Origin of the sequence: Rhizobium sp. BK049, assembly GCF_014193135.1 — a bacterium.
GTDB lineage: Bacteria > Pseudomonadota > Alphaproteobacteria > Rhizobiales > Rhizobiaceae > Rhizobium.
Map to the genome: position 1 here is coordinate 1 of NZ_JACHYV010000013.1, position 13,764 is coordinate 13,764.

Here is a 13,764-nt window from a genome sequence, read left to right on the forward strand (position 1 = left end):
AGTCTCTCTCCACGGCATCCACACCTCCCGATCAAAATCGAAAAGTGTAACCCATGTCTCCGGTACGAAACGTCACCTATCTCTCAGGTCGGGCAGTCCGCGACGTGACCCATAACGGACATCTCTCGATCAAAATAGGAGCGCATCATGTCGCAGGCAGAAGCAAGAATCCGTACGACTGGTCAGCAGGAGCCTGGCAGTCCGAAACATGAAGAATTGGTTCCGTCGCGCTACGCGGTACGGATCGGCGAAATCGAAGTGCTGATCATCAGCGATGGTGTGCTACCGCTTCCAACCTGCCGCGGGACGCTTTCGACTGGGCGCTGAACGTGGTCCTGGTGCGCAGCGGCGGCCAGACCATCCTCATCGACGCAGGCTTGGGGCTGGATCCGGACTTGAACTTGCCGCGCGCGGGTCAGTTGATCAAGCGACTGGAAGGCGCCGGCATCGATCTGGCATCCGTGACCGACGTGGTGCTGACGCACCTGCACATGGACCACATCGGCGGGCTGCTGGTCGAAGGGGTCAAGGACCGACTGCGCCCAGACCTCAGGATTCACGTGGCGGCTGCCGAGGCGAAGTTCTGGGAAGCGCCCGATTTCAGCCACGTGTCCATGCCGCCCGGCTTCCCTGACGCGCTTCGGGCGACGGCAATACGTTTCCTGAGCGAGTACGGCAGCCATCTCATGCTGTTCGACGAGCAATCCGAGGTGGCGCCTGGTGTGGTGGCCCAACGCACCGGCGGCCATACTCCCGGACATAGCGTGGTCCGCCTGACGTCCGGCGGCGACAGGTTGACATTCGCCGGCGATGCCGTGTTCGCGGTCGGGTTCGAGCACCCCGACTGGTACAATGGTTTCGAACATGATCCCGAAGAAGCGGCTCGTGTCCGCCGCGATCTTTTGCGGGAGCTGGCGGCGACCGGTGAACAGCTTGTGGCCACCCACCTGCCGTTCCCGTCCGTCGGCCGGGTGGCGGTGGACGGCGAAGCCTTCCGTTGGGTGCCGGTCTTCTGGGACTATTGAGCGCCGAACCAAAAGCGTTGCATAGAGCCGATCTATGCAACGCACTCTATCGCCACATGCCGCGCATGCGGGCGCCGACGTCGATGCGCACCTGGCGCGCTTGCGCCTGAGCGGCGGCTTCCGACTTCACCTGTGGCCAGCTGCAGGCCTCGAAAAACTGCAGCAGCGTCGCGGGAATGAAGCGGCTGCGCGAGGCATAGACGTGCCGGTCGCCCTGGGCGTTCTGCCCATAGGTGAAGAAGCGTTGCGGCACGACAAGGTCGAGACCGTCGCGGGCGCGCGTCATCGCCACATAGAGCAGCCGGCGCTCCTCCTCGATCTCGGCGGTGGTGCCGACCGCAAGATCGCTCGGAATGCAGCCGTCGACGACGTTCAGCATGAAGACTTTCGTCCATTCCTGGCCCTTTGCGGAATGGATGGTCGACAGGATGAGATAGTCCTCGTCGAGAAGCGGCACGCCGGCCTGATCGCTGGTCGCATCCGGCGGATCGAGCGTGAGCTCGGTGAGGAAACGTTCGCGGGAGGCATAACCCCCGGCGATCTGCTCCAACTGCAACAGATCGGCCTGCCGTGTCGAAGCGTCCTCGTGCAGCCGCTCCAGATGCGGCGCATACCATTGCCGCGCCAGCTCGATTTCCGCCGGCCAGCCGGCCTTGCCGGATCTCAGCTCCTGCAGCATCGAAACGAAGGCGGTCCAGTCCTCGCCGGAGCGTGGCGGGGGCGGCATACCGGCGAGAGCGGAGAGCGGACTCACATCCTCGGCCATCAGGTCGAGCGCCTTCTGCGCCGTCGACGGCCCGACACCCGGCAGGATCTGCATCAGCCGGAATCCCGCCACCCGATCGCGCGGATTTTGCGCAAAGCGAAGCGCGGCCAGCATGTCCTTGACATGCGCGCTATCAAGAAACTTCAAGCCACCGAACTTGACGAAGGGAATGTTGCGCCGGGTCAGCTCGACCTCCAGCGGCCCGCTGTGATGGGCGGCGCGGAAGAGCACGGCCTGCTGCTTGAGCTTCAGGCCTTCCTCGCGATTGTCGAGCACCTTGTCGGCGACATAACGCGCCTGCTCGGCCTCGTCCCGCACAGAAACCAGGCGCGGCCGCTCCGCCGATTGCCGCTCGGTCCAGAGATTCTTGGTGAAGCGCTCGGAGGCGAGATCGATGACGGCATTGGCAGCCGCCAGGATCGGCTGCGTCGAGCGGTAATTGCGGTCGAGGGTGACGATATCGGCGGCCGGGCTGAAGGCGGCGGGAAAATCAAGGATATTGCGCACCGTCGCCGCACGGAAGGAGTAGATCGACTGCGCATCGTCGCCGACGACGGTCAACCCCTGTCCCTGGGGCTTCAGAGCCAGCAGGATCGAGGCCTGCAGCCTGTTGGTGTCCTGATATTCATCGACGAGCACATGGTCAAAGCGGCTGCCGATATCCTCGGCAATCACGCTCTCGCCGACCATCTGCGCCCAGTAGAGCAGGAGGTCGTCGTAATCGAGCACGTTCTGAGCCTGCTTCGCCTCGACATAGCAGGCGAAAAGCTCACGCAGTTGTTGCTCCCACGCTGCGCACCAGGGAAAGGCGTCGCGCAGCACCTGATCGAGGGCGGTCTCCGAATTCACCGCCCTGCTATAGATGGCAAGGCAGGTGCCCTTGGACGGAAAGCGGCTTTCCGTCTTCGAGAAGCCGAGATCGTGCCGGATGAGGTTCATCAGATCGGCGCTGTCTTCGCGATCGTGAATGGTGAAATCGGCATCGAGGCCGATCTGCTGGGCATAATCGCGCAGCAGCCGCGCGCCGATGCCGTGGAAGGTGCCGGACCAGTTGAGCGCATCGGCCATGATGCCGGCATTCGAACCCAGCACATCACGGCAGATGCGCTCGACGCGCCGCGCCATCTCGGCGGCTGCCCGGCGCGAGAAGGTCATCAGCAGGATGCGGCGCGGATCGGCGCCCTTGACGATCAGATGGGCGACGCGATGTGCCAGCGTGTTCGTCTTGCCGGAGCCGGCGCCGGCAATGACCAGCAGCGGCCCGGCAATATGACTGCCGTCGGTGAGCGTGCCGTGCTCGACGGCCATGCGCTGCTGGGGATTGAGCTTTTCGAGATACATCCAGCCGTCCGGTCGGGCTCCCGCAGAATCACTGCGAGAAGATTAGATGTTCCTTGAATGTTCGCGATTTCAGCCGCTGTCAAGCGGCACGGGACCTCAATCGGGGAAATCCGGGCCGATCACGCGCCGCACCAGTTTCAGGCTGCGGTCCGGCTGGAGAATATAGGTTTCCTCCACACGCTGACCCGTCTCATTGTAGAACTGGTTGTAGACGGCGCTGCCGACCGGCGACTTGGTGAGTTTGGTACGCGGCTGGCCGCCATAGGTGATGCTGCCGGGAATGGGTTCGAGCGCGGCCGTATCGGCCGAGGAGCAGCCGGCCAGCAATGCCCCGGCAAACCAGGCGGGCAGAAACGCTTTCATTGCAGTCATCCCTGTTCAGACTGCCGATAGATATGGAAGCGCGGCCTCTTTCGCCAAGGGCTGCCCGATGCGCCGTCGCCTGCTGTGGCGCTGAGGGAACCAAAGCGCCCTCCAGGTGTTGAAATGCCGGACCTGAACGCTGGAGACCATCATGCAGACGCTTCTTCGCCTCTGGGCGTCCACTCTGATCATCGGCTGCGGCGTCTTTGCCGGCCCAGCCTATGCCTCGCTCGAAACCGGCATGGATTATTCCGCTTTGCCGAAGGATCAGATCGCCCTTAACGAATATACCGGCAGCGTCGATTGTGAGCCGGCAGAACCGCACTACCTGCCGTCCTTCATCCGCGCGGCTGACGGCACGATCATCGGTGTGGGATATATCGCGATGGAGAATGAGGCCGGCGCGGATTGCTGAAACCGATCCGCTCGAACGAGGCTCGCCTGCGTTTCCGGATGACGAGCCTCTGACCGTCATCATGACGGCTGGATGTTTTCTATCGAAACAGCCGGCTCTGGCGCAACGCCCTTTGCGCCCAAACCCGGCGCCGGCTCGCTGCAGGGTTAAGTGAAAATTAAACAATGTATCGTACCGGCACAGTTTACTGACCAAACCGAAAACGGCCGGACGCCCTGCCGCGTCAATGCAGCTTCAGCTTCGCCTCTTCGGCCGCTGCCAGGAACTCGGCTCTAGCCTCCTCCATACTTTTGCGGCCGTCGAGCGCCGCCCGGCAGGTGCTGCGGGCCTTGATGTAATGAAGCCCGCGCGAACTCGGCCAGAAATCTGCCAGGCATTTCAGGGCATCGAACGGCCCGTTGACCGTTCGCGCATCGGCTCCCTCGAAACCGACGGTGACCGGGCTGTTCCATCGTTCAGTTGCCATCGATACTCCTCCACGATTGTCGATAGAAACAGGGTGCAGCGCCCTCCATCCCAGGACAGACACCGCCATGGTAGGCATTCTAGCGCGATTTTTGCCGTCAACAATGGTGAATCGTTTGTTGCTGATAAGGCGGAATGCCAGCTTGAGTAAGGCGGATCGCCGGGGTGTGCACGCCAAGAGGAATTTCGAGCAGTCGATGAGAAGTTGCATGGCACCCGAGCCTGCCAACGCTACCATGCTCGGAAAGCTGAGGGCTCGACAGGGGTTAGATCGAAAATTGATCCGGACTGCTTTTCTCGGCGCGGCGCTGGTTATGCCGGCTCTCGCTCACGGCGCAGATGTGTCCGCTGAAGACGCTTTCTTCTCGCGTCTCTCCATTGAGGCCATCCCAAGACTGCAGCGGGCGACTCTCAGTCGGTACGGTGAACGGACGGCGATAGATCTCGCCGCCCTTTTCATGGCAGAGAATGCTCTTCGCTGGTATATTGAAGGCATCGATGGTGGAGTTTCCCCGCGACCCCACACGCAAATTCCACGCGAAGACCTGGTGGTAACCGGAGAGATTCATGAACTGTTGCAGCTCTCCCCGTTCATACCTCATTATCTCGAGGCAACCGAAATTCCCGATTGCACTATATGGCTGTTCAGTTCGTGCGAATGGCTGCCCCTTACCCTAACCCTTACCTGGGTCAAGCCGCTCGTCTCGACCCGTCCTGCGGATCCCCGTAAACGGGGCGAGGGGACGGCCACGCGAGAGCTTGGCGAGGGACGGAGAGGTCGCGGCTTGGTGCCTTCGCCTCGCGAGCGGGGTCCGAAGGACGGGTCGAGACCGGTGGCTCGACCCCGGTCGGTGCCGGCAGCCGGATGAGGGGCCGCTGGGCGCGTAAGAAAATGATGTCTGAAAGAAAACTGGTGCTGCCGAGTGGGATTGAACCACCGACCTCACCCTTACCAAGGGTGTGCTCTACCACTGAGCTACGGCAGCAGGACCAGATCCGCGTGGAGCCGGGCGGCTCAATTGCGGGAACGGGGCGGCTATTGCCACAGCTTGACGACAAGCGCAAGCCGCAAAATCCAACTTCGCGTGGATAGAGATGCAAGGGACTTTTGGATCGGCGCGAATTCGGCTAATTCTGTTGACATGAACGACAAGACCGAAGCCGGCCAGAAGAGCCGTAAAGAGGCGATCGAGGCACAGGCGAAACTGCGCCGCGAGCGCGCCGCCGAAAAGCTCAGGGAAAATCTTTCCAGACGCAAACAGCAGGTGCGTGCCCGCCGTTCCGGCCAGGCCGACGAAACTAACGGGCTGCCCGCCGCAAAAATGGACGAATCGTAATGTTCCGTCCCGGACGAATTGAAGCCTCTTCATAAATCCCCTAAACACCTCACTCCTTCTTTCAAGGCAGAACTTTCAGGAAGTAAGCGCACATGGATCGTATCAGAATTGTCGGCGGTAATGAGCTGAATGGCATCATTCCGATTTCCGGCGCCAAGAATGCCGCACTGCCGCTGATGATCGCCTCGCTTCTGACCAGTGACACGCTGACGCTGGAAAACGTGCCGCACTTGGCAGACGTCGAGCTTCTGATGCGCATCCTCGGCAATCACGGCGTCGATGTCGCCGTCAACGGCCGCCGCGAGCGCCAGGAGGATTCCTACGCCCGCACGATCCATTTCACCTGCCGCACCATCGTCGATACCACAGCCTCCTACGAACTGGTCTCGAAGATGCGCGCCTCATTCTGGGTTATTGGGCCGCTCTTGGCGCGTGAGGGCCATTGCCGCGTTTCGCTGCCGGGCGGTTGCGCCATCGGCACGCGCCCCGTCGATCTCTTCATCGATGGCCTGACGGCACTCGGTGCGACCATGGAGATCGATGCCGGCTATATCAATGCCCGGGCGCCCGACGGCGGGCTGATCGGTGCGCGCTACACCTTCCCGAAGGTCTCAGTCGGCGCCACCCATGTGTTGATGATGGCCGCGACCCTTGCCCGCGGCACCACTGTCATCGGCAACGCCGCCCGTGAACCCGAAGTCGCCGACCTCGCCAACTGCCTGAATGCCATGGGCGCCAAGATATCAGGCGCCGGCACCTCGACCATCACCATCGAAGGCGTCACCTCGCTGTCGGGCGCGCGTCATCGCGTCCTGCCGGACCGCATCGAGACCGGCACCTACGCCATGGCCGTCGCCATGGCCGGCGGTGACGTCGTGCTCGAAAATACCGATGTGGCGCTGCTCGAGACCGCGCTGGAAACCTTGCGCCGGACTGGCGCTGACATCTCCGCGACCAATAACGGCATGCGCATCAGGCGCAACGGCGCCGGCATCAAGCCGGTCGATATTGTCACCGATCCTTTCCCGGGCTTCCCCACGGATCTGCAGGCACAGTTCATGGCGCTGATGACCCGCTCCTCCGGCATCTCGCATGTCACCGAGACGATCTTCGAAAACCGCTTCATGCACGTGCAGGAGCTTGCCCGGCTCGGCGCCAGGATCACGCTCTCCGGCCAGACCGCGAAGATCGAGGGTGTCAAGCGCCTGCGCGGCGCGCCCGTCATGGCGACCGATTTGCGCGCCTCCGTCTCGCTCGTCATCGCCGGCCTCGCCGCCGAGGGCGAAACCACAGTCTCCCGCGTTTACCACCTCGACCGCGGCTTCGAGCGGCTCGAAGCGAAGCTGACCCGCTGCGGCGCCGTCGTCGAGCGCATCAGCGAATAAGAGAGACCTTCATTCCGGTTGCGTAATCGGTCGCAGCATCTTATTTCCCTTGTCTGACGCATCGCCATTCCGGCGATGCCCGTTAAATAGCAAAAGCATGATGTCGTCCGAAAACTGCTCGCACTTTTCGGCATCCTGCTCTGGGGATTGAGCCTGAATGACCGACCTGAAGCTTGTTGCGCTTGATGACGAGGACCTCGCGATCATTTCTGCGCATATGCAGGATAGCGTCTTCAAGGTCGGCGACATCGACTGGTCGCCGCGGGGTGCCCAGTTCGCGCTTGCCGCCAATCGTTTCGTCTGGGAAAGTGCGGCGCGCAAGCGCAAGGGTTTCGAGCGCCGCCGCGCCGCCCTGGTGTTCAAGCGCGTGCTTGCCGTCCGTTCGCTCGGCGTCGATCGCGGCAAACGCGATGAGGTGCTGTCGCTGCTGGCGCTGCGTTTCGAGAAGAAGGGCGAGGGGCCGGATGGCACGATCGAGCTGGCGCTGTCTGGAACGGCCTCGATTGCGCTCGATGTCGAATGTATCGAGGTCCAGATGGCCGATATCGGCGGCGCATGGCAGGCGGCTTCCAAACCCCGCCACCCCTAAAGGGCTTGATGCCTGAAGTTTGAACATCGCGGTTCGAGTTGAGAAGGAATATAGCTCTTGGCAATCTGGCTGGATCAGGCATCGGAAGGTTTCGAGCAGCATTTTGCCGCCTTTCTGACGACGAAGCGCGAAGTGTCCGAGGATGTGAATGCCATCGCCCGCGCCATCATCGATGATGTCAGGGCGCGCGGCGATGTGGCGCTGGCCGAATATTCGCAGAAATTCGACGGCATCGATTTTGCCACCGTGCCGATGCGCGTCACGCCTGAGGAGATTGACGCCGCAATCGAGGCGGTGCCTGCCGAAGTGCTGGGCGCGCTGAAGCTCGCGGCCTTGCGCATCGAGAGCCACCATCGCCGTCAGCTGCCGAAGGATGATATCTACGAGGACGACATGGGCGTCGGTCTCGGCTCGCGCTGGACGGCGATCGAGGCGGTCGGGCTCTATGTTCCGGGCGGCACCGCGAGCTATCCGAGCTCGGTGCTGATGAATGCGGTGCCGGCCAAGGTCGCCGGGGTCGACCGCATCGTCATCGCCGTTCCCGCCACCGGCGGTGCCGTCAATCCGGCGGTGCTCGCCGCCGCCAGGCTTGCCGGCGTCACCGAGATCTACCGTGTCGGCGGCGCTCAGGCGATCGCCGCTCTCGCTTATGGCACCGAGGCGATCGCGCCGGTCGCAAAGATCACCGGCCCCGGCAATGCCTATGTCGCCGCCGCCAAGCGCCACGTCTTCGGCACCGTCGGCATCGATATGATCGCTGGCCCCTCCGAGGTGCTGGTGATTGCCGACAAGGACAACAATCCCGATTGGATCGCTGCCGACCTTTTGGCGCAGGCCGAGCACGATGCCAGCGCCCAGGCGATCCTCATCACCGACGATGCCCTATTCGGCAAGGCGGTGGAGCAGGCGGTCGAACGCCAGCTGAAGACGTTGAACCGCGCCGAGACGGCAGCGGCAAGTTGGCGCGATTTTGGCGCGGTCATCCTCGTTGCCGATCTGAAGCAGGCCATTCCGCTTGCCAATCGCATCGCAGCCGAACATCTCGAGCTCGCCGTCGCCGATCCCGACCGGCTGCTCGACGGCATCCGCAATGCCGGCGCGATCTTCGTCGGCGCTCATACGCCCGAGGTCATCGGCGATTATGTCGGCGGTTCGAACCATGTGCTGCCGACGGCGCGTTCGGCCCGCTTTTCCTCCGGTCTATCAGTGCTCGATTTCGTCAAGCGCACCTCGATCCTGCGCCTTGGGCCGGGTGAGTTGCGCACCCTGGGCCCGGCGGCGATCGCGCTTGCGGTCTCCGAAGGCCTCGATGCCCATGCGCGGTCGGTCGCGATCCGCCTCAACCTCGATTAGGTGAGGGGATGGCGGCGGGCGAATTCCGGCTTTGCGACGTCGTCCTGGACGATACGATCGGCCGTTCGACGCCCGATGTCGAGCATGAGCGCGCCGTCGCCATCTTCGATCTGATCGAGGAGAACAGCTTCGAGCCGCTCGGCCATTCCGGCGGCCCTTATCGGCTGAACATCTCGCTGGTCGATTCGAAGCTGGTCTTCGCCATCAAGACGGAAGAAGGCGGCGATGTCGCCACCCACATCCTGTCGCTTACCCCCTTCCGGCGGATCGTCAAGGATTACTTCATGATCTGCGAAAGCTATTACGAAGCGATCCGATCGGCGACGCCAAGCCGTATCGAGGCGATCGACATGGGCCGGCGGGGCATCCACAATGAAGGCTCGCAGACGCTGAAGGACAGGCTGGCCGGCAAGATCGAGGTCGATTTCGACACCGCCCGGCGGCTTTTCACGCTGGTCTGCGTGCTCTACTGGCGTGGATGAGGGCGATGGAGCTTGCCGGCGATGTCGAAGACGCGAAGAGGCCGGGCGCGATCCTCTTCATGTGCGGTCTGAACGCCATCCGCTCGCCGATGGCCGAAGCGATCGCCCGTAGCATTCTGCCGTCCAATACCTATATAAGGTCGGCCGGCGTTCGCGCCGGCGAGCGCGATCCCTTCGTCGATGTCGTGCTCGAGGAAATCGGGCTTTCCCTTGGGCGCCGCCAGCCGCAGACGCTTGATGAACTCGAGGACGATTATTTCGATCTGATCATCACGCTTTCGCCGCAGGCCCATCATGCGGCGCTGGAACTGACGCGGTCGAACGCGGTCGACGTCGTCTATTGGCCGACCATGGATCCGACGGTCGTCAGCGGGACGCGCGAACAGATATTGGACAGCTATCGCGAGGTCCGCGACCACCTGGCCGGTCTCATCGAAAGCCGGCTGCTCAGACGAAATGGCATTGCCGCGCAATCGGCATGAAAACAAATAAAGGAAAGCCTGATCAACAAGGTTCACAAACCTGCGTTGATTGTGTAGTTTCCGCCCAAATTTTAAAGGCGCGCTCTGCGCTGCCTCTGCAACACACAGGAAGAAAACCACTATATGCCGAAAGAAGAAGTCCTCGAATTCCCGGGAATCGTCACCGAACTTCTGCCGAATGCGACGTTTCGCGTGAAGCTTGAAAACGAACACGAGATCATCGCCCATACCGCTGGCCGCATGCGCAAGAACCGCATCCGCGTTCTGGCGGGCGACAAGGTGCTTGTGGAAATGACGCCCTACGATTTGACCAAGGGCCGCATCACCTATCGTTTCAAGTAAGTCTGCCCGCTCCCGTCCGCCGATGGTCGAGGTTTCATGGCGCTGAAATACAAGCTCATTCTGGCCTCGGGCTCGCCCCGTCGCGTCGACCTGCTCAACCAGGCCGGCATCGAGCCTTCGCGCCTGATGCCGATGGATATCGACGAGACGCCGAAGAAGTCGGAGCACCCGCGTTCGCTCGCCCGAAGGCTGTCGGCCGAGAAGGCCGAGGCCGCACTTGCCGCCATCAAGGGTGATATCACCTGGAAGGGCAGCTATATCCTCTCCGCCGATACGGTGGTCGCCGTGGGTCGGCGCATTCTCGGCAAGGCTGAATTCGCCGACGAGGCGCTGAGCTCGCTGCACCTCCTCTCGGGACGCAACCATCTCGTCTATACCGGCGTTTGCCTGGTGACGCCCGAACGCAAGATCCGCCAGAAGATCGTCGAGACCAAGGTGCGCTTCAAGCGGCTGTCCGGCTTCGAGATCGAGAACTACCTGGCCTCCGGCCAGTGGCGCGGCAAGGCGGGCGCCTACGGCATCCAGGGTCTTGCAGGCACCTTCGTGCAGAAGATGGTGGGCTCCTACACCAATGTCGTCGGCCTGCCGCTTTATGAAACCATTCTGCTTCTGACCGGCGAGGGCTTCGATGTGCATAGCCGGTGGCCCGAGGGCTGACCGACGGCCGATGCTTAAAGCGCGTCACGATCTTTCAGATCCGCGCGTCGCGTTTTAACACTTGTTTTTATGCATGTCGTTGTCGCAAAACCGCTGACACTTTTGCGCGACATGCTTTAGGACGGACCGATCATGCCCGAAGACAAGAAAGCCGCCGCCAAGGTCGAACCGTTGCGCAAGACGCGCCCTTGCCCGGAATGCGGCAAACCATCAAACCGCGAACATTACCCCTTCTGCTCCAACCGCTGCCGCGAGCTCGATCTCTCCCGCTGGCTGACCGGCTCTTATGCCATTCCGGTGGCCGACGACGAAACGAAGGCCGATTATCCTGACGAGGAAAACTAGGAGATTTCCTCTCCGAAGTTCTTATTTTTCCACATGAATCCGCAAAACCGTCAAGACAGTCAAAAAAGAGTCATTTGACGCTTGCCATGGCCGAACAAGATGCTATAACCCCGCTCGCTTCCGGGGCGAACCAAGGCCCCGCGGTTCTTTTCATCTAGAACACCGTAGCGAAGCGGGTTGGCCCAGGTAGCTCAGTTGGTAGAGCAGCGGATTGAAAATCCGCGTGTCGGTGGTTCGATTCCGCCCCTGGGCACCATCACGATAATCAGCATTGATATTGTTTGATTTTTCCAGCCTAAGTGTCCTGATATTATGCATGAACGAAAATCTTTGTTCACGCGGCATGCCGAATTTAGCTTTCGTCGTCGCCCTTCGAAATCAGCTCGATCGCACCTTTCGCAAGCCGCCTCTGATTGGCGGCTTTAGGCTCTGGAGATTGCATTGCCGCGCGGGCCGCAGACCCTTCGGGCTGGACGCCAAGACCTACTGCGACAAGACCGCTCCAATCTATCGGCGTGAATTTGGGAATGAATTGCGCCCCGAGCGATGCGCCGATCAGGACGCTGCTTACTGGCCCTGACCAGCCCCTTAATTGTGAAATGCGAGCGGGGCTTCCGGCAATCGCTCCACGAACATGTTTCTACAAACGACAAACGTCGGCCCGCGACCGTTTGTCGAGGTTATCGGATGTCCGCGGCTCATCACGCGACCTCCATCGCTCTCTGGAATATGACCGGCTGCTGGTCGCGCGGAATGCGGTGTTGGCCGCGCGCCATCGGATGTTTGGGGAAGCCGCCTTTTGTCAGGCCAAGGCAGACGATGTCGACGAGCTGCTGGCGGGCGCGGTGCTTGAACCACGTGTCACGGCTGAGGTAATCGCCACCATTGCCCCATGCTGCCAGCACAGGCGTGTTCTGGTGACTGGCAATGATAAGGGCGCGATCGATGAAGTTGTCGCAGCGCGGACCGATCGAGTCCTTGACCTTCATCAACTCCTTCGGGGATGGCGAGCGCCAGGCGTGAAGGTTGACGATCAGGATGCCGCCATAGCCCCAGAGCTTGGCAAACCAGATGAGCACGAGCACCGTCGGATCATTGCGTCGGTGATCGGCGTCGGAGGGGTTGAGCATGCAAACGACGAGGAAGGGCTTGCCCCCATCCCAAACGCGGCGCAGCTCGTCACGGTACAGGGTGCAGTCGGAGATGGCAGCGCTCATCCGCATCTCGGTTTTGAAGAGATCGAGGCTCATCGGCGCTGCTTCCCGGTGATGACGAAGACGGTGCCGCTCTGCATGTTCAGCTGGACCGGATCGCCGCGTCCGATGCGGGTGAAGAGCGCCTCGAGGTCGCCCTCGGCGGTATCCGCAGCTGAGCGATACTGATGCACCGACTTGTACAACGCGCTTAATACCTATCTGATAGTGATCGCCCCGTAACTACGCCGCGGGGCAATCGGTTGAATAGTCTCTGGAGCGGTTTTTCGACCTTCTCGTGAATGCGCCAGCAGAACAGCAGGGAGACCGCGACACCGATCGCGATGATGATATCGGGCGGCAAGGGATAGAATATCCACAGCGTCAGCAGTGCCGAAATCGGGACGGTGTGAAAGAGATAGAGCGCGTAGGAGGCCTCTCCGAGGTAAGCCCAGACGCTCTTTCCGACATTGATCTGCATCGTGCCGAAAACAATCAATCCGGCAGGAATGCCATAAACTGCCACGCGCTGCAAAGCATCCTGACCGATCAGGAAGTCCAGCGTATCGCCGTGGGGTGCCATGCCGAGCGAGCCGGCGGCGAGAATTGCGATTACGCCAACTGGTATGCCCCATCTCGCGCCTTTGACTGCCGGCGCGTACACCAAGGCGGCACCTATCATGAATTCGAGGATGATGGGGTTGCCGAGGAATTGGAACACCGGCGCTGTCGATCGGAACGTCAGCGACACCGCGAAGATCCCGAGGATCGCCGGCAAGTAACGCCGGTCGAGGAGGACAAGCGTCGCCGCCCCATAGAAGAGCATTTCGAAACAGAGCGTCCATGCGGCAGGCAGGACGGGCGCTGCCATCTGATCGAACGCCGGCCACAGGGTTAGCGTCGCGATTGTCTCCCGCCAGCCGAAGCCGGATTTTGCGGCGATGAATGCTGCCGGGATAGATGCGAGATAGTACATCGGGAGGATGCGACGAATTCGTTTCCACGCGAATTGCTGCCATGTCAGGCCGCGCGCTGTCCGGGTGATGATGACCCCGGAAATGACGAAGAAAATATCGACGCCGGCGGTGCCTGCAACCTGGATCATCGGCGGGAAAATCCCGCTTGATCCGGTGGCTTGGTAGGCCGTCAGCGCCGCATGCAGGTAGACGACCATCAATGCGGCGATGAAACGCAGTACCTGTAGCGACCAGATCATGATTGTCC

General features: G+C 61.5%; 18 protein-coding genes, 2 tRNA genes and 1 pseudogene. 13 read left to right on the forward strand and 8 right to left on the reverse strand.

From position 1 onward, the window contains the following. Window positions 1-147 precede the first annotated feature (147 nt). Window positions 148-1,025: pseudogene (locus FHT70_RS15065) on the forward strand (MBL fold metallo-hydrolase). A gap of 46 nt (window positions 1,026-1,071) precedes the next feature. Here the strand turns inward: FHT70_RS15065 and FHT70_RS15070 are convergent. Further along, the gene (locus FHT70_RS15070; protein WP_183702559.1) at window positions 1,072-3,132 is read right to left on the reverse strand and encodes an ATP-dependent helicase; all 2,061 of its coding nucleotides are present in this window, start codon (window positions 3,130-3,132) and stop codon (window positions 1,072-1,074) included. 96 nt (window positions 3,133-3,228) lie between these two features. Further along, window positions 3,229-3,495, reverse strand: coding sequence for a hypothetical protein (locus FHT70_RS15075; RefSeq protein WP_183702562.1), 267 nt, complete (start codon window positions 3,493-3,495; stop codon window positions 3,229-3,231). Window positions 3,496-3,646: 151 nt separating this feature from the next. Here FHT70_RS15075 and FHT70_RS15080 point away from each other — a divergent pair, with 151 nt between their 5' ends. Beyond that, on the forward strand, window positions 3,647-3,910 hold the full coding sequence (locus tag FHT70_RS15080) for a hypothetical protein (RefSeq protein WP_085776870.1): 264 nt from the start codon (window positions 3,647-3,649) through the stop codon (window positions 3,908-3,910). Window positions 3,911-4,133: 223 nt separating this feature from the next. Here FHT70_RS15080 and FHT70_RS15085 read toward each other — a convergent pair whose 3' ends face one another. From FHT70_RS15085 to FHT70_RS15095, 3 genes are all read right to left on the reverse strand, one after another. Continuing rightward, window positions 4,134-4,376: a DUF982 domain-containing protein gene (locus FHT70_RS15085; RefSeq protein WP_085776871.1), complete on the reverse strand. Its 243-nt coding sequence runs from the start codon at window positions 4,374-4,376 to the stop codon at window positions 4,134-4,136. Between the two features lie 265 nt (window positions 4,377-4,641). Continuing rightward, entirely contained in the window at window positions 4,642-4,944 is a 303-nt protein-coding gene (locus tag FHT70_RS30695) for a hypothetical protein (RefSeq protein WP_183702565.1), read from the reverse strand. 342 nt (window positions 4,945-5,286) lie between these two features. Then, a tRNA-Thr gene (locus tag FHT70_RS15095) sits at window positions 5,287-5,361 on the reverse strand. A gap of 156 nt (window positions 5,362-5,517) precedes the next feature. On the opposite strand from FHT70_RS15095, the gene FHT70_RS15100 reads away from it, so the two are divergent. The 11 genes from FHT70_RS15100 (at window position 5,518) to FHT70_RS15150 (ending at window position 11,927) form a co-directional block, all read left to right on the forward strand. After that, complete coding sequence (locus FHT70_RS15100) at window positions 5,518-5,712, forward strand: hypothetical protein (protein WP_085776872.1); 195 nt, start codon at window positions 5,518-5,520, stop codon at window positions 5,710-5,712. A gap of 92 nt (window positions 5,713-5,804) precedes the next feature. Beyond that, a complete protein-coding gene (gene murA / locus FHT70_RS15105) occupies window positions 5,805-7,097 on the forward strand; it encodes a UDP-N-acetylglucosamine 1-carboxyvinyltransferase (protein ID WP_085776873.1) in 1,293 nt (430 codons plus the stop codon). 157 nt (window positions 7,098-7,254) lie between these two features. Further along, entirely contained in the window at window positions 7,255-7,686 is a 432-nt protein-coding gene (locus tag FHT70_RS15110; RefSeq protein ID WP_085776874.1) for a DUF2948 family protein, read from the forward strand. A gap of 57 nt (window positions 7,687-7,743) precedes the next feature. After that, entirely contained in the window at window positions 7,744-9,039 is a 1,296-nt protein-coding gene (hisD, locus tag FHT70_RS15115) for a histidinol dehydrogenase (RefSeq protein ID WP_183702568.1), read from the forward strand. 8 nt (window positions 9,040-9,047) lie between these two features. Then, a complete protein-coding gene (locus tag FHT70_RS15120) occupies window positions 9,048-9,521 on the forward strand; it encodes a UPF0262 family protein (RefSeq protein ID WP_085776876.1) in 474 nt (157 codons plus the stop codon). Then, window positions 9,518-10,003: a low molecular weight phosphatase family protein gene (locus FHT70_RS15125; protein ID WP_183702572.1), complete on the forward strand. Its 486-nt coding sequence runs from the start codon at window positions 9,518-9,520 to the stop codon at window positions 10,001-10,003. The genes FHT70_RS15120 and FHT70_RS15125 overlap by 4 nt, the downstream gene beginning before the upstream one ends. A gap of 123 nt (window positions 10,004-10,126) precedes the next feature. Next, the gene (gene infA / locus FHT70_RS15130) at window positions 10,127-10,345 is read left to right on the forward strand and encodes a translation initiation factor IF-1 (RefSeq protein WP_003545338.1); all 219 of its coding nucleotides are present in this window, start codon (window positions 10,127-10,129) and stop codon (window positions 10,343-10,345) included. Between the two features lie 36 nt (window positions 10,346-10,381). Next, window positions 10,382-11,002: a Maf-like protein gene (locus FHT70_RS15135; RefSeq protein ID WP_085776877.1), complete on the forward strand. Its 621-nt coding sequence runs from the start codon at window positions 10,382-10,384 to the stop codon at window positions 11,000-11,002. 132 nt (window positions 11,003-11,134) lie between these two features. Next, entirely contained in the window at window positions 11,135-11,347 is a 213-nt protein-coding gene (gene yacG, locus FHT70_RS15140; protein WP_085776878.1) for a DNA gyrase inhibitor YacG, read from the forward strand. 180 nt (window positions 11,348-11,527) lie between these two features. After that, a tRNA-Phe gene (locus tag FHT70_RS15145) sits at window positions 11,528-11,603 on the forward strand. 60 nt (window positions 11,604-11,663) lie between these two features. Continuing rightward, window positions 11,664-11,927 carry a hypothetical protein gene (locus tag FHT70_RS15150; protein WP_183702792.1) on the forward strand — a complete coding sequence of 88 codons (264 nt, stop codon included), beginning with the start codon at window positions 11,664-11,666 and terminating at the stop codon, window positions 11,925-11,927. A 121-nt stretch (window positions 11,928-12,048) separates the two neighbouring features. On the opposite strand, the gene FHT70_RS15155 is transcribed toward FHT70_RS15150, so the two are convergent. From FHT70_RS15155 to FHT70_RS15165, 3 genes are read right to left on the reverse strand one after another with little or no spacing between them, the layout of a single operon-like run. Beyond that, window positions 12,049-12,597, reverse strand: coding sequence for a DUF1643 domain-containing protein (locus FHT70_RS15155; protein WP_183702574.1), 549 nt, complete (start codon window positions 12,595-12,597; stop codon window positions 12,049-12,051). Continuing rightward, entirely contained in the window at window positions 12,594-12,746 is a 153-nt protein-coding gene (locus tag FHT70_RS15160; protein ID WP_183702576.1) for a hypothetical protein, read from the reverse strand. The genes FHT70_RS15155 and FHT70_RS15160 overlap by 4 nt, the downstream gene beginning before the upstream one ends. A 5-nt stretch (window positions 12,747-12,751) precedes the next feature. Next, window positions 12,752-13,756, reverse strand: a complete 1,005-nt coding sequence (locus tag FHT70_RS15165; protein WP_183702578.1) for an acyltransferase — start codon at window positions 13,754-13,756, stop codon at window positions 12,752-12,754. Window positions 13,757-13,764: the final 8 nt, after the last annotated feature.